The 16,145-nt window shown below is 54.4% G+C and carries 11 protein-coding genes and 4 pseudogenes; 3 read left to right on the top strand and 12 right to left on the bottom strand.

Annotated features, from left to right (window positions below):
* The first annotated feature begins 189 nt into the window (after positions 1–189).
* A complete protein-coding gene (locus AC54XV_RS26430) occupies positions 190–1,671 on the top strand; it encodes a YdgA family protein (RefSeq protein ID WP_024652709.1) in 1,482 nt (493 codons plus the stop codon).
* Positions 1,672–1,730: 59 nt separating this feature from the next.
* On the opposite strand, the pseudogene AC54XV_RS26425 reads toward AC54XV_RS26430, so the two are convergent.
* From AC54XV_RS26425 to acpP, 4 genes and pseudogenes are all read right to left on the bottom strand, one after another.
* A pseudogene (locus AC54XV_RS26425) lies at positions 1,731–2,087 on the bottom strand (methyl-accepting chemotaxis protein); the annotation flags it as partial.
* Positions 2,088–2,642: 555 nt separating this feature from the next.
* Positions 2,643–3,749, bottom strand: a pseudogene (locus AC54XV_RS26420) (FIST signal transduction protein); the annotation flags it as partial.
* 121 nt (positions 3,750–3,870) lie between these two features.
* A pseudogene (locus tag AC54XV_RS26415) lies at positions 3,871–4,672 on the bottom strand (mechanosensitive ion channel family protein).
* 172 nt (positions 4,673–4,844) lie between these two features.
* Positions 4,845–5,081: an acyl carrier protein gene (acpP, locus tag AC54XV_RS26410; protein WP_054091386.1), complete on the bottom strand. Its 237-nt coding sequence runs from the start codon at positions 5,079–5,081 to the stop codon at positions 4,845–4,847.
* 196 nt (positions 5,082–5,277) lie between these two features.
* Between acpP and AC54XV_RS26405 the strand changes: the two genes are divergently transcribed.
* Positions 5,278–5,760, top strand: coding sequence for a cell division protein (locus AC54XV_RS26405; protein ID WP_496717499.1), 483 nt, complete (start codon positions 5,278–5,280; stop codon positions 5,758–5,760).
* Positions 5,753–8,200: a PEP-utilizing enzyme gene (locus AC54XV_RS26400; RefSeq protein ID WP_496717497.1), complete on the top strand. Its 2,448-nt coding sequence runs from the start codon at positions 5,753–5,755 to the stop codon at positions 8,198–8,200. The genes AC54XV_RS26405 and AC54XV_RS26400 overlap by 8 nt, the downstream gene beginning before the upstream one ends.
* Positions 8,201–8,277: 77 nt before the next feature.
* Here the strand turns inward: AC54XV_RS26400 and AC54XV_RS26395 are convergent, their stop codons facing one another.
* The 8 genes and pseudogenes from AC54XV_RS26395 to AC54XV_RS26360 form a co-directional block, all read right to left on the bottom strand.
* Positions 8,278–8,706 (bottom strand): DUF2628 domain-containing protein, encoded by a 429-nt coding sequence (locus AC54XV_RS26395; protein ID WP_024643255.1) that lies wholly within the window; start codon positions 8,704–8,706, stop codon positions 8,278–8,280.
* 376 nt (positions 8,707–9,082) lie between these two features.
* A complete protein-coding gene (locus AC54XV_RS26390; RefSeq protein WP_032657275.1) occupies positions 9,083–9,634 on the bottom strand; it encodes a hypothetical protein in 552 nt (183 codons plus the stop codon).
* Between the two features lie 114 nt (positions 9,635–9,748).
* Entirely contained in the window at positions 9,749–10,135 is a 387-nt protein-coding gene (locus AC54XV_RS26385; protein WP_024640457.1) for a hypothetical protein, read from the bottom strand.
* Positions 10,136–10,356: 221 nt separating this feature from the next.
* Positions 10,357–10,905, bottom strand: coding sequence for a DUF8309 domain-containing protein (locus tag AC54XV_RS26380; protein WP_024640458.1), 549 nt, complete (start codon positions 10,903–10,905; stop codon positions 10,357–10,359).
* Between the two features lie 854 nt (positions 10,906–11,759).
* On the bottom strand, positions 11,760–12,557 hold the full coding sequence (locus AC54XV_RS26375; protein WP_104684677.1) for a hypothetical protein: 798 nt from the start codon (positions 12,555–12,557) through the stop codon (positions 11,760–11,762).
* Positions 12,558–12,566: 9 nt separating this feature from the next.
* A pseudogene (locus tag AC54XV_RS26370) lies at positions 12,567–14,852 on the bottom strand (RHS repeat-associated core domain-containing protein); the annotation flags it as partial.
* Between the two features lie 453 nt (positions 14,853–15,305).
* Positions 15,306–15,740, bottom strand: coding sequence for an SMI1/KNR4 family protein (locus AC54XV_RS26365; protein ID WP_055005647.1), 435 nt, complete (start codon positions 15,738–15,740; stop codon positions 15,306–15,308).
* A gap of 4 nt (positions 15,741–15,744) precedes the next feature.
* Entirely contained in the window at positions 15,745–16,095 is a 351-nt protein-coding gene (locus AC54XV_RS26360) for an HNH/ENDO VII family nuclease (protein ID WP_235595607.1), read from the bottom strand.
* Positions 16,096–16,145 lie beyond the last annotated feature (50 nt).

The following is a 16,145-nucleotide window of genomic DNA, read 5'->3' as shown; positions in this document are numbered from 1 at the left end:
GATTGGCATGCGCAACAAAAGGCACAAGGCCATGTCCAACGCGCTTACAGAAGGGCGACGCGCCCACAGAAATGGCCATGAAGGCTGGGCTCTCGGGATCTGCCGATGATAGTCTCTCGCGGCTTTCAATCGGCGCTGCCGGTCCCGGTACGACTTTCCCATCATCAGAACGGATATCTTCACGTCACTATGAATAAATCAGCAGGTATAGCGATTGGCGTCATCGTCGTAGCGGGCGCACTGGCTACGGCTGGTGCCTGGTACACCGGCAATCAACTGGAAGGCGCGCTGAACGACTCGATCAGCAAGGCCAATCAGGAGCTGGCCAAGTCGTTCAAAGGCACGGACACCAGCGTCAAACTGGAAATGCTCTCGCTCGACAAGCACTTCTTCAGCAGCACGGCGCACTACCGCGTCGACATCCAGAACCTGTCCGATAGCACCCAGGGCGGCCAGTTCTTGTTTGTCGACCATATCGAGCACGGCCCCATTCCGCTGTCGCATCTGAAAACCCTGAACCTGCTGCCGGTCATGGCCCTGAGCAATTTCCAGATGGAAAAAAGCCCAAGCGCCGAGAAATGGTTCGCCATGAGCAAGGACGTTCCACCGCTCACGGGTCAGGCCAGCATCGGCTATGACCGCGCCACCAAAGGCACGCTGCAGATGGCTCCGCTGGAAATGACCGACGTCGACGGCACGTTCCGTTTTTCAGGTCTGGACCTGAACGCCGAGTCGTCCGCTGACGCGGAGAAATTCAGCCTTGCGGGCAACATGGACAATTTGCAACTCAATGTCGCGTCGCCCGACGGCCCGGTCAGCATCGAAATCAAAGGCATGACCTTCGACACGGGTGGTACCAAAGGCAAGTCCGGTTTCTATCTGGGCCACACCAACATGAAAATCCAGAACGCGGGTTTCCAAGTGGTGGGCAAGCCACAGGTGCAGATTCGCGATTTCACCAACACCAACCTGGCGCAGGAAGATGCCGGTAACCTGGCAGCGCAGATCAACTACGATGCCGGCATGATCGCCTACGCCGGCAAGGACGTCGGTTCTGCGCACATGGGCTTCAAGATCGCCAACTTCGATGTGCTGGCGACTCAGGCGCTGTATCAGTTGTATCAGGATAAAATCCTGCCTCAGCAGCAACAGGCCGCGCAGGAGAAACGTCCGTTCCGCCTGGAGCTGAGCCCGGCTGATCAGGAGCTGATGAACACCCAGATGAAAACGCTGCTGGCGGCCAAACCGCACATCGAGCTGGAAAAGCTCTCGCTCAAGACCAGCAACGGTGAAAGCCACATGCGTATCGCCGTGGACCTGGCCGATCCAGGCTCGCTCGATCAGCCTTCCGATGCGCTGCTCATGAAGAGCCTGGGCGAAGTCAACGCCAGGGTCGTCCTGTCCAAGCCGATGATTCGCGACCTCGCGACCCAGCAAGCCATTCGTGAAGGCCAGACCGACCTCAAGGTCATCGCCGATCAGGCCAAGGCCGCTGGCGACATGGCCAGCGCCATGGCCGAGATGATGCAACTGGCCAAGGTCGACGGCGACAACATCGTCTCCGACCTGCATTACGCCAACCAGATGGTCGACTTCAACGGCCAGAAAATGACCGTGCAGCAGTTCATGAGCAACGTCATGGGCAAGGTCGGCGTGCTGGGTAACCAGTAAGCCGCCTGTAACTCGGTCTGCGTCAGGACGGGCAATATGCCGTCCTGACGCAGGCGCTGCTACTGAGTCAGCCCGCGCAGGGTATCGGCCAGTTGGCGGGTACGCTGTGAAGTGCCCGCCGTCATGTCGCTGGAGCCTTCCAGTTCCGACAGCAGCCCCGTCAGCGTTCCGACCTCAAGGGACTGCTCCTCGATGTGCTGCGCCACCTTGCGAATCTCCTCGGCCAGGCGCTCGATATCGGTGCCGATGTCGTTGGCGTTCTGCGACGTCTTCTGCGCCAGCTGGCGCACTTCATCGGCCACCACGGCAAAGCCACGTCCCATTTCACCCGCCCGTGCAGCCTCGATGGCGGCGTTCAGCGCCAGCAGGTTGGTCTGTCCGGCGATCTGCTGGATCGTCTGCACCACCGACTGAATGCGCAGGCTGGACTTGGCCAGCTCCCGCGAGCCCAGCACCACCTCGTCCGCCTGACTGACCAGGCTTTTGACGGTATTGCCCGCTTTGTCGATAACCGTTTCCTGCTGGGTGATGGTCTGCGACAGCTCGTCCATCGACACATGCAGCTCGCCAGAGTAGTGGCGCAACTGAGCGGCGATTTCTTCCTGATCATGGTGGGCCTTGACCAGCACCTCGCCGAGGTCGCTCAGGCCACCGAACACCGGGCGGATCTGCTCGTCCAGACCGCTCGGGTCAATGGTTTGCACGAAGTTGCGCTGCTTGAACTGATCGATCTGCTTGACCACCACATGGCTCAGACCAGCCAGCTTCTTGATCTGCCGGCGCAGAAAGAACGCCTTGAACTCGCCGTAATAGGCGATGAAGTTATCGATGTAGTCGTCGCGGAACGGCTGGCCTTCGGGCACTTTGAAGAAGAACACCGCGGTGAGCGTCTGGTTAAGGTTCAACCCCAGAATCTCGCCAAAGGTCGAGAAGCCCACCACCGGCGTCGCACCGAACACATCGTTCATCCGGCCCAGCTCACTGCCGTTGTTCAGGCGCCGCAGGATGCAGTCGCTCAACAGACCAAGCAGCGGCTTTCCGGACTTGCCCTGCAGAAAGCGCGCGAAGTCCTTGCGCGTGGTGTCGATCATGGATGTTCGTTTGACCATCACCAGCTCTTCGCCGGGCGCCACGTCGCAGAACAGGTGGACCCGCTCGCTTTCATAATCGATGCGCGCAATCGAGCGCACGAACAGCTCTTCGCCCACCCGGATGGCGAACGAGTACTGCGCCAGCTTGCCTTCCAGCTCATGCCGTTCGCACTTCAGCGCGTCACACAGCGCCGCAACCATGGTGGCGATCTCGCCTCTGGCGTTGACCACCTGGCTGATGTAACGCTCCTCCAGGGAGGCCGTCAGCACACTCAGGCTCAGTGGCGTCGGCTCGAAGTTCTGGCTCTTGAAGACGCCGAAGCGCACGTTTTTTGCGCTCTTGAGAAACACCACCTGGGCATGATTTTCGTAGCTGCGTTTGCCGTCGTGAATCAAGGTCTTCTTGAAGTCGCCTTTGCCCCCCGCAGAACCGCCCACGAACAGGCACGGAAAGCGCCCGGACTCATACAGCGCTTCCATGAAGAACGACTCCGACGCCGACAGCCCGTCGAATGTGACGTAGGCCAGCGTATCGCGGTGGTCGATGGGGGTGTTGATCTGCGTGCGCTTGATCGAGTCGGTCAGGCGCGCAATGCGCTCACGCATCGACAGTCGCTTGCCCGCACCGCGAATGTCTTCGCTGTGCAGCGGAATGTGCACCACCTCCGCGCTCTTGATGACGCTTGAGTCGAACAGCGCGAGGACAATCCGGTCCCACTGGTTATCCGCCGCGCAGTACAGCGAATCATTGCCCGAGCACAGTTCGCCTGACGTTGTGCACAGGCTGATCTTCGCGTTGGGAAAGCGCGCAGCGACAGACTTGGCCACCTGATCGAAGTCGACGTGCGGCGAAACGAAACCGGTCAGATAGACCGGATCGAAGCTCAGCGCAGACAGCTTGGCGTTCAATTCTCGGGCGGACGTAATGACACTGATGGCGCCCTCGGTCCGCGACGTGCCGGCCCGAAAACGAGATAAAAGGCTCATGGTTAAACCCGTAAAGATAAAAAAGCAGAGGCCACGCGGAATATGGACCGATCCTTATTGATCGGCTGCCAACAGGTTGGGGTGAGCTTGAAGGGCGATGAATTTTGCCTATGCGTGCCGCTCAGGACAGGTGCAGCATCAACGCTCTGATGAGGGCGAGCGTCTGGCGATGCACCGAATCATAATGATCATTGTGGCAATAGGGCCGTACCGACAGGGTGATGGAGTCGGCCGTTGTGGAGGACAGGTGCACATCGACAGCGGGGCTGCTCAGTACATTGGGCAGGCGGGCTATCTGATTCTTGAGGCGCGGGATGATCTTCTGCTCGTCGGCGCTGCCGGGCAATATCGCGGTCAGTTCGACGCTGCGAAAAGCATTGCTGGAAAAATTGACGATCGTGTCAGAGAAGATCTTGTTGTTGCCCACCAGATTCAGCACGTTTTCCGGAGTGTTGATCGACGTGACGAACAAGCCGATTTCGACCACGGTTCCGGTCACGCCCGCCGCCGAAATCATATCGCCGACCTTGAAAGGCCGCAGCACGATGATGAAACCCCCCCGCTGCCAGATTGGCCAGCAAACCCGACCAGGCCATGCCGATCGCCAGCGCCACGGCCGCCAGCAGCGCCGCAAAACTGGTGGTCTCGATGCCGCAATAGCTCAGAATGGCGATCACCAGAATGATATGCAGCGTCACCGTGATGAACGAGCCGACATAGCGCAGAACCGTCGGATCAAACCGCTGCCGCGTCAGCGAACGCTGCGCCATCCTGACCAGCACACCGATCAGCCAGCGGCCGACAATCCACAGCAATGCGGCGATCACCAACCTCAAAACTACGGTCGCTCCGTACTGCAGAACGATAGTGAACAGCGAGTTGATTCCGTCAGTGCCAATATTGATGACATTCAGCGCATCCATCACCGCTACTCCCGACTGCAGGGCTCGCCCGGCAGATGGCCTGACGAGCGGAGCCGTACATTGAAGGGCAAAGCGGGTTGGTGGCTACTGGTAGTTATGACTGGAGGCAAAGGGCCTGCAACTGGCGTTGGGGAACTCAGCAAGTGTGATGGGCTGTTAGCCTACATCGTGTCTATTTTTTGTTTTTTGAGATGTAGTCAACTATGTTTTGCACCGTTTTGAATTTTTCAAAGTTTTCATCCGGGATCTTGATGTTGAATTCTTCTTCCAGAGCCATGCCGAGCTCGACAATTTCTAAACTGCTACCCTTGAGATCCTTGGTTATGTCAGATGTCGGTTTTACATCTTCTTGCGCTGCTTCCAAATGCTCGGCCACCAATTCTTTTACACGTGTCATTACATCTACCATGATGATCATCTCCTTGATTGCTTTTTTTTACTGACTACTGAAGGCCTAAAATTAGGCCGCAGCAGAAAAGCTGTCTACTGACATTAATAACAGCTGTTCAACAGTGGGAGGTCTGAGCAGTTTGGCCATGCTCGTATTAAGCCCATCGAGAAATCGCTAAACTCGCCACCTCACAAGGACGACTCAAGGACCTGGTATGCCGCTCTCTTCTGACACCCTGCGCCGTACGCTGGTGACCTGGCTGTATGCCGTCGCAGTTGCGCATGTGCTGGGCAGTCTGGTGTTCACCTGGGCAGGCTTTTCCGGCTTGCTCGATGGCTATCTGACTAGCCTCGAGCAGGCGTTCTGGACCGAGGCGGTTCCCGCCGATGCTCGCGCGCAACAGGTCTGGTGGATGGCGCTGTTCGGCGCAACGCTGCAAACCTATTCAATGTACATGCTGGCGCTGGTGCACTTGGGCAATCGCCTGAAAAGCGCCATGCCCTGGGGCTGGCTGATTGCGGGCCTGCTGCTGTGGGCGCCTCAGGACATCCTGATTTCCGTGCGTGGGGGCGTTTGGTCACATGTGTGGCTCGATCTGGCGGCGCTGCTGGCGTTGTTGCCGCCGCTGATCTGGCTGTATCGCCATGATCGCCGCACTTCGGCTGTCCACTCGTCGAAGGACCCTCGTCATGTCTGACTTGCCGCTGCTGTATCTGCTGGCGGGCAACGGCAGCAGTGCCGAATGGTGGGACGACGCGCTGCCGTATTTTCAGCAGCATCAGGTCGTGCCGCTGGAGCTACCGGGCTTCGGCAATAATCCTCAGCCACCCTGCGAAGACCTCGCCGCCTACGCCGATGCGCTGTTGGCGGCGACCGTGAAGGGCAGCGCCATCGTCGCTGTGGGCGTCAATGCCTTGCTGGTCATTCATGCCTTGCAGCGCCAGCCCGGGCACTTCTGCAGAAGCGTGTTGCTGGCACCGGTGGGAGCTTTTCTGTGGCAGCGGCGTTTGCCTGCGCTGATGTCGCCGCTGCCCATTCGCAAGACCATTCACTGGCTGCTGGCCAACAAGCCCACGCTGTTTGCGCACAAGTTTTCCAAGCAGCGCTGGCCTGCCGCGCACTACCAGCGCATGGGTTCCGGTTACGCCCGCTGCCGTGCTTTCGTGCCGTATTGGGACCTGTTGCGTGCCGACACCGCGCTGCCGCTGCTGGAGTGGGTTCAGGATTCGATAGAGCTGGTCTGGGGCGATCAGGACAAGGTCCTGGGCATCGAGCAGGCAGCCGCGTGGTCGGCCATTCTGGCGCGTGCCGACCTGACCATCAGCCTGAAACCGGGCTGGGGTCACTACCCGTGGATCGACGCACCGGCCGAGTTTGCGCAGTGGCTGGAGTCGGGCGAGCGCGGCTTCGTTGCGCACACCAAAGGCGGCCGTCTGCGTCTGGCGGCCATTGCCGGGCAACCGGTGCCCGAGGCACTGTCTCTGGAACAGGGCGGTGACTCGGCCTTGCCCGCGTTTCTGGCCCGTCAGCCTGACGCTATCTGGGCCGTGCGCTCGTCCAGCTTCGGTGAGGATCAGGCCGATGCGGCCAACGCCGGTCTGAGCACTACTTTTCTTCGCGAGCCCAGCCACAACGTAGCCGCGCGCGTTGCAGAGTTGCACAACGCTGGCGTCGAAGAGGTTGTGGTGCAGCGCTTCATCACGCCGGTGCTTTCCGGCATCGCTTTCGTGCGTCACCTGTCGGTCGAGCTGGAGTGGGTGGAAGGCCATCTGGAGTCGCTGGCCGACGGTCAGGCAAGCCCTGAGCGAGCAATCATTTCCCGCCTCGGCGCGGCCTGGAGCAGCGGGGGCTTCAAGCCATCCCACGGTTTGACTGAGGAGGTGCTCTGGGACTTCCTGCAGGGCGTTCTGCGCGTATTCCACTACGTGCCGGGCGACGTGGAGTGGGCCTGGGATGGCCGCCAGCTGTGGCTGCTGCAGTACCGCCCGATCAGTGACTACGGCTGGCGCCGCCACCTGACCGCCGCCAATATTGCGGAGATCCTGCCGCCACAGCCCAGCAGGCTGGTCGAGTACGCACAGCGGCGTGCCGCAGGCAGCATCCCGGCGATCATGGCGCGTTGGGATTCACGCGTGTTGCAGGACAACGAGCCATTTACCGCACTGTTTGGCGCAGCTTCCTACATCAACAACGACCTGTTTCTCGCACGCCTGGCTGACTGGGGCATCGCCTCCAGCAGCTACGCCGACGAGGTCGGCGGCGCGACCCCGCATCTTCCGTGGCGACCGCTGCGTCTGGTGCGCTCATTACCGGTGTTTCTGCGGATGCAGCGTGTCGCGCGTGGCCACTTGCTGACCCTGGAAAAGCAACTGCACCGCTTCGACCGAGAGCTGCATGCCCTCACGGCCCAAGGGGCTGACGGCCAGCAATTGGCTGACTGGTTCACCCGTTTCTACGTATTCGTCGTGCAAGGCAACCTGTGCATCGCCACCTCGCTGGCCAGCAGCGGCGGAGACCTGCTGGGACGTCCGCCGACCGCTTACGACGACCTGGAGCACTGCCCGCACCGGCTGCCCTGGGAAACCGACCCCGCGACCCCGCGCCCGGCAGCCACTGACCTGCCTTTACAGGCCTTCCCGACCTGGCCGGGTTTCATTCGCATCGCCCATCGCGCAGGCATGCCGGGCATGCGCGGCTACTACCTGCAAGTACGCGAGTGGTATCGCGACAACCTGATGCGCCTGTTCTTCCGCCTGCACCACGCCATGCCCGGCGCCGACCGGGAACACTGGTTTGCGCCGCATCCGGACATTCGCAGCCGTGCAGGCAGCTTCTGGCAGGACGGCCGCGAAGGCACCGAGCAGGCCACCGGCTTCATGATCTATCCGGGCCAGGTCCAGGGCATTCTGGGCGAGGACATCCTGCTGGAAGACACCCTCGACCCCGGACGCCACGCGCACTACCAGAACGCCCGCGCGGTGATCGCGCGCATGGGCGGGCGTCTCTCGCACGGCTCGACCTTGCTGCGTGAACTGCGCAAACCCTCGGCCGTGCTGCCGCAGGTTGATCTGGCGTGGGTGGGGCGCGAAGTGCTGTATGTGGATGGGGAGTTGCGGCTGGTGGAAGGGCAGGCATAAAGCCCGAGGGGAGTTATCCACAGCCAACCCGCACGCTCATTGAGCGGTGCGGGTGCTCAGCTGGCTACATCTGCAGGTCAGAGACGCATGCCTTTGAACGGGTTCCAGCCTTGCTCGCCTTTTACTTCCTTGAGGTAGTAGGAGTAGTTGGCCGTCAGGGCGTACATTAGAGAAAACACGACGTTCAAGCCGGTGCCCAATGCGGCGGGAACCTCCATTCCGAGGATCCCGAAAAGCAGAGCTATAACGATGTTGACCGCGATAATGACGCCGATCAGCGCCAGATTTTTCTTCCACAGCCCCAGCACGAAGAAGTAAATCGGACCGAAGAAAAACGCGATGATGTTGGTGCAGACAAGCAACTTCTTCTTGAAGTCAGGCAGCGCGTTCACTGCCGGCTTGAAGCGTGGATCGTTCGGCGCACCATACGTCTCGAAAAAATTGAAGCGCTCTTGCCACTTGGCACTGTGCTGGCCAGTGCTTTGGGTCTGATCTGTCGTGCTCATGGTTCTACTCCTTGTGTTCCGTGGGGTGACGTTTTCTTCCGGGAAATCCTGTGTCTCTGATGTTGCTGCTTTTGTAATCAGCGAGCGATTGTATGAAGTTTCGAGGTGGCGTACTACGCATTGCGCCCCGAGTTCTTCATGTTCGCCTCGACAAGGTATAGCCAAACGCTTACACGCGGTGGAGGGATTTGGCCATTTCCGACCTGGTCCTTCTTCCGTAATATCGGATCCATCAAGTGGTGAACAGGAGTTCACCAGGATCAAGGATGATCGACCATCGCCTCGGAGGCAGCCGACAGGAAGTCGGGATGGTCTTGGAAAAACCCGCTTCGGCGGGTTTTTTGTTGGGCGCGATAAAGTCCTCGTTGAGCCCGGGCTATTTGCGTAGCGCCTTTCTCTTGCGCAGGCTTTCACGATGCACCTCGAGATCCTTGTGCCGCCGCATCTCCTGACGGATCTCCTTGCGTTCGGATCGAATAATCCTCCACTGCATGCGCAACTCCCGGCCGCGCTCGCTGTTGAGCGATAAAAGGCCCAGCAACGGGAAAAGCAGCCCCAGCACGTAAAGCATCAATTCAAAACGCCGCCAGTGCGCAGGGGCAGTGGGCAACACGGCAAAAAAGCAGCTCACCAGAATGGCCGCCAATATCCACATTCCGCAGGCATGCCCGCGACTCATCATGATGCCGCCGAAACTCAAGACCAGTGATACGCCCATCATGAGCATCATTGACTGGCCCGTTCTCTCCGGCTCATTTGGAAAGTACGCATCGACCATCGTGCCTGCGGTAATGGCGAGAGAAAATATGCCCATGAAGATCGGAGTCAGAAAGGACAGCAGATAACGCGAGCGGAAAGCGGCAACGTGACTGCGGTAAATCACCATAGGCTCCGGCGAGGCGCGCTTGCTGCGAGATTGTTTACCCATTTTTCTTCCTTGGTTGGGTGTGGCGGTTAGTTGTCTTTGCTGATGGACTTACTCTCTGGTTTCAATAGGAGCGTTGCTGTGACGACGCAGAATAAATCAGCGCTTCGCGAGATTCTAAACAACCAACTCAATCTGAGTACCATTAAAAATACTCAGCAATGCATCTTTCAGGGTGCGGACCTGCTCCGACGAATCGTGACTCTCTAGGGGTATTTCTGCCAAAATACTTGAGCCACCAAAAAAACTGGCAAATTCAGGCTTTACCACCACTTCCAGGCTATTGGAGTGCAAAATAACCTTTTCGATTGCATCAGACCTCTCATACTCTGCCTGATCAGTTTGAAAGCCGATGCCATCATTTACCGTCGCGTTATCTTCATCGTCAAGACGCGTAATAATAATGAAATTAGAAGGGGCCACTAAGTCATCACTTAAGGCAATAACTAAAACATTATCTTCTTCGTAACATTTTATGGTAGATGCAGAAAAATTCTTCACCATGCTTCTCCTCTATTAGCGACACTCAGGCATCAGTAATTTTAGAGCTTGGTGTGCCATGACTTTACAGTGATTGCAGGGAGAATATTCCCCTTGTATGGCCAGTTTATCACCCCGCACCGCCAGATTAAGGGTTTTTCAGTCTGACAGTCATTTTTTCCTGACTTAAAGGTTTTAGACCTAAAAAGATTTAGGTCGTGCGGATTCATACTTGACCCTAGGCGTTATTCTATAGGAAATCCAGTGGGTCTTTCTATAGAGGGATAAATAAACTTCTTTTGTTCATCCCAGTTTATTTCCGTCTCTTTAAAAAACTTAAGCCTATCTAAAAGTTTTTTAGGATCCCCGAAAACGCCACAAAATTCATGTGCGTTGATGGTTTCAATATCGCTTTTGTCTGAAAGAGCAGTCTTGATCACTCGTCCACCAACGCTGGAGTAGCTATCACTCAACTCTATAAGATTTGATGTGTATACATTTTCTGAAACCCACTCAAAAGAAAGCATTTCTTTTCTTATAGGTCTAGAGTTTTTTATAACCTCGTTATCATTGAGGATTCTTAAGAATATATTTTTTAGACGTTTCTCAGCTACAAAAATACAAAATAGTAACTTGCACTTGTTAAGGTCAACATCTTCCCAGCTGTTATTTGACCTAAATACATCAAAGAATTCCATCAGCCCATTTTTTCTCATTTGGGCTAATGTATATGTCACATCGTCGACCTTGACAACGAGCACTGCATCTTCTACCCACTTTATGCTTTTCAACATCCCGATGCTCCGGTTTTAAGTTTTGCACCTGCTGCTGTCGCACGATATTCATCTGCTGCAGTAAATTAACTCTTTCTATTTGGTCTTTTTATCCCGACAGGGTTCTGCCGGTTAGAGGTTTTTCCAGCCCGCCCCGATCATAGAAAACTCTTTGCTCTAAGCTCCGTGCAGGATTTTTCTCAGTCTGATCATCGCCACCAAAAAAATGGTCTGGTAGGTTGATTAGATTCAGACATATTCGGATATCTATATTTAAGTACATCTTCAGTCAAGTGTCCTGGCTCTCTTGATTAAACAGTAAAGGTATCTCATTTTCCATACCTTCATAATCAAAATTTTTAGCATTTGCAGGGTCGTCTGCTCACTCTATCCGCTCTGGCCTATGTCCTCGACCTATGTCAGATGCACGCCGAGGTTGTAGCAGAAATAGCCGTTCAGGTTGTCGATGTGTTTTTTCAATCAAGCGATCTGCGTTGTACTAGGCAAAACGGTATATTGCGTCGTTTTCACTGGTCAGTGCGACGGGCAAATGGCCTTGCCATACTCGTAGGTGATGGTCTGGCCTTTGCCATCGTTGTGTGTCAGTACCTGGTCCATTTCGTTATCGGTAAAGGTTTTGGCGCTGCCGTCGGATTCCCTTTCCTGTGTGGTTTTATTTTCTGCATCTCTAAGCTTTTCCAGTGTGATAGTGCTGATCGTTACTAATCTGGCTGTCGTCCCGGTGCCTGAATAAAATATAAACGCGGTAGAAAGCGGATAAGAAACATTGACGCCATCATATCTTGTATTTTAAAGAGCGATCGGCCAGGTGCAGGTATAAAGTTACGTATGCTGCTAGGAGTGCGTTTTGTAGCTCATCCAGTACACTTCAAATAGTCCCCAAACCAAAAGTCTACAGCTTTTTCATTTACTCCATACTCTCCTTTCCAGAAGTCTACAGGATAGCTCCAGTCTGTTGAACGTGACTTTCTTGGAACGAGCCCAAGATTTTTAAAGGTATCGATAAAGCCTTTATGTTCGGGGCTTTCCAAGACACCTATATGACCTAACAGATCAAGCAAGCCTCTAGATTCTTCTTTGCTCATTTTTACAGTTAGCGCATTTCTGATTTTTTTCTCCAAGATAATAGGCGTGTCTTCTGAGTCTGAGCTTCTGATAATATTTAATAATTTCTCTAAGGAAGATACCGATTCTGGTTTTTCAGAGTGTTCTTTGTGGCTTTCTCTCAAAAAGAAATACATTTGATCAGGCAGGCCACTTATGACTACACCGCTGAGATGCCTTACTATATTGCAAAAAGTAAAATCTATTTCCTGTTGCTTAAATGCACCACAAATGTCACACCGAACATCATCATGAGAACTTAATAAGTGATCAGGAAAGTTCAGCATGATTGCATATGCAGAAAGAGCCGCTCTTTTTTGTGGTTCTCCACGCTCTAAACCTATTAGAAAAGACTCCACAATATCCTTCTTTTCAACCAGTGCCATTTCATTTCGGAGCGCCTTGATAAGCTCGTCATGACTCATGTCTTTTGACGGGATAATTACATTGCTTTCACGTAGGAGATCAGCTAGTTCGGTATTCTTCATACTGCTCAACGAGCCTGCAATCAGATATTCGTTGAATGCTTTATTTAGTTTGCTACTCATTTTTAACCTCTAGCATGTTGCCGACTTAATGCCGCCATGTGTGCGTGTTTCAATACCTGGTAGTGAGCTCACCTTGCTCACTCCTTTTGCGTCCAAATGTTGATTGGCCGCTTTCACCTGAACAATGCCTTTAGGCTTATTAAGTTTTGCATCAGAGATGCCATGAATAGTATTGCCTCGCACATTCGGGTTGCCGCGACCCAATACAGTTTTTTCTCTGATGCCTGCGTTCTCAATACCCCGAACGGTATCAATGTGTGTTCCTTTAGGCGTCACCTGCGAAATACTATCACCCGGCCCAAATCTAGCCCCATCTGCCCCCACGTTATTGCCGTGACGACGCATTACATCACTCAACGAAGTCTTGTCTGATGCACGGCCATGATAGTAAGGCTCACCAGTGGAGTCAGTCAGGAAGTAATTCCAATCCAGCCCTAACGGATCAACCCACGCCGTAGGGTTACGGCAATAGCCGTATAGATTAAATCCACCCTCCAACCCAATCGGATCCTGCGTAATAAACCGCCCAATCTCCGGGTCATAATACCTAAACGTGTTGTAATGCAGCCCCGTCTCGACATCAAAATACTGCCCTTGAAACCGCAGGTTCTGTTCAACCTCGTTCACCACCAGCTTTTCCACCGCGCCCCACGCCCGGTATTTGGCCTGCCAGACGATCTGCCCTTCGGCGTCGGTCATCTCCAGCGGTGTACCAATCTGGTCGGTATGAAAGTAGTAAACCTTGTTTTCTATCTCGCCTTCTTTCTCGTCAACGCGGGCCAGCGGCGCATAGCTTCCGGGCTCGTATATATACAGGCTGCTCTGTCCTGGACTTTCCTCACGCAGCATGCGCAGGCCTTGCCAGAGGAAGCGTTTGTGTTCGGTGTGGCCTTTGATCTCTGACTGTTTGGCGACGCGTCGACCGAGGCTGTCGTACTGATAGCTGCTGGTGCTTTCCACCTGCGTGTCGGCCATGGTCTCGGTTTTGACCAGGCGGTTTTCGCAGTCGTAGGTGAAAGTCTGCCAGCGTACGATGCCGACAACTTTTTCGATCAGGTTGCCCCAGGCGTCGTATTTGTATTCGTGGTTCGCCCATTGTCTGAGGCGGTTGTCTTTGACGTGATCGAAGCGGCTGGTGTTGAAGTTGAGGCGGTTGGCCGCGGCGTCGTAGCGGAATTCCTCGCCGTCGACCACTCGGCCGGTGTTGCGCGCCAGCAACTGGCCGTTGGCTTCGTATTCATACTGGGTTTCGCCGCGCAGTTTGTCGAGGGTGCGGCTCAGTTCGCCGGCAGGGTCGTATTCGTAGCGGCGGTGAATCGGGTTGTAAGCGTGTTCGACGTAGCGCTCTGGCTTTATGAGCGGGTTCTGGATCTGTGACAGTTTTTCAGCAGGCAGGGTGGTCGCGTACTGCCAGGCCTTTCGACCCATGCTGTCGTAACCGAAGCAACTGGTGAGTTTGCCTTGGGTACGATAGATCTCGCGATGCAGGTCGTCGCGCTCCATGTCGCTGATCAGTTGGCCGTCGAGGTTGAGCTGATGCAGGTGGCCGCTGCCGTAATACAGGTGGTTCAGATGCTGGCCGGTAGGCAGGGTTAGAGTGGTCAGGTTGCTGAGCGGATCGTACTCGTAGGCCAGCGCGCCTTGGGGTGTGGTCTCTTTGACGAGGCGGCCGAGCAGGTCGTAGGCGAAGTCGATCTTCTCAGCGGTGACGCCGAGTTTTCTGCCGGTGTCCGTCGGCTTGCGCTCGATTGACAGCAGTCGGTCGCCGTCGTCGTAGGCGTAGTCCTGACGCGCATCGTCGTTGAGTTTGGCCAGCAGGCGACCAATCGGGTCGCGCTCCAGATGAGTGTTGCGCCGTGGCTGTTCGCCTTTCTCGCCGTAGCCGATTTCCTCGACCTGTGTCAGGTGCCCGCCGAGGTTGTAGCTGAAACGGCGGGTGAGGTTGTCGATGCGTTTTTCTTCGATCAGGCGGTCTGCGTCGTCGTAGGCAAAGCTGTAGGTCGCATCGTTTTCGTTGGTCAGGGCGACGAGGCGAATGGCCTTGTCGTATTCGTAGGTGATGGTCTGCCCTTTGGCATCCTGTCGCCATTTAGGCAGGCCACGGCCGTTACGCAGCAGCTGGGTGGTCTGGCCTTTGCCATCGGTGTGGGTCAGGACCTGGCCCAGTTCGTTGTAGGTAAAGGTCTCGCTGGTACCATCCGGGTGGTTGATGCGCAGCACTTCGCCGTCGGGTTTGCGTTCCAGCGTGGTGGTGTTGTTCAGGGCATCGGTGACGGTGAACAGGTGATCGAATTCTTTACACAAGCAATTCGACATTGACGAGGTGCTCGCTGCACCTTTGATGTTGATAAGGCAATCCAAGTCGCTTTCATGGCAAAGTTTTTATCACCTTTGTACAAGGCTAGGACGGTATTGAAGTTGCCCATCTCAGTCAAATTTTTAAAGATCGCTACTGTGGCGCTAGGGCTATCTCATCGTGAAAGTGCAAGCCTCTAAAAAACCAGAGTTACAAAATACTAGCAACAAGCTTTCTTACAAGCTTCACTTAGACTAATTATATTTTTGTAGCCTAAATGAGTCTTATTATTAGGGCAAAGGCTAACAGCAAAAACCAGATGCCCTATCAAAAGAAAATAAATTTCCTACTCTATTTTTTCAACACTCTCTGTAGCTAATTCAATATGAGTGGTTTGAACCTAAGCTTACATCGCAAAGGTTTTTATTTGCGTAGCATTAATCATTAAATCGTCAAGCCTGTTCGAAATAACTTTCCAAGAAATCGTTAAAATTTGCCCACTGAGGTCTCAATTTTCCTTGTTTGAAATCCAAGAGCTCATTTCCCAAAGATACGCTAAGTACCTCGCCAGTGTCTCTATTATAGAAATAGCCACTTTCGCCCTCGAAGCTATCTAGCGGAATATACTCCTGTGGGAGCTGCAATGTTTCATGTGTGCTCTTCAAGTCTAGATCAAAATTGGTGTTTTTGGAGAACCAGCATACCTGATATATTTCCTTTCCGTGCTGCATGAATGTTGGACCGTCTTCTACGTGTAAGTAGAACTGAGCGAAATCAGATGATAAGTCAATACCCAGCTTCTTGAGCTCCACTTCATAATCTGCGCTAGCATCTTCATACCACCAGCCTTGTTGTTTAAAAAAATCTATCAGTTTTTTCGATATCATAGCTTTATCCGCAGTTTCCCGAAAGCTTAGGGCTCCCGGCTCTTCTGTTAATTTCTGTTTGCGCACGTCCTTCCCAGTAAGCGCCGCGATCACCGTTGAATAGGTCTCTATTAACAGGGTTGATCGGATGCTGTGCAGGTAGATGAGGATGCAACGCGTTAGTGTTACCAAATTTTTTATGTGTATCGGCAGATAACTCGAAGAGAGAGCCTAACCCATCTTGTTTAGAATGATGGAGATTAAGCTGAGAATAACTGCCATTCTTAACAACAAATGGACTTCTCCCCTCTGATGCGAGATCCAAGTTGGTCTTGACTCCTTCCCTTGTATTGACAGGTAGGTCCCAGTCTATCACTTGCTGATAAACTGTATGTGTACTACCGGATGGAGCGGTGAATGAGGAGG

This window comes from Pseudomonas fragariae (ex Marin et al. 2024), from assembly GCF_059621105.1.
Note: the sequence above shows the minus strand (reverse complement) of the source record. Positions and strands in the feature narration are given on the sequence as shown.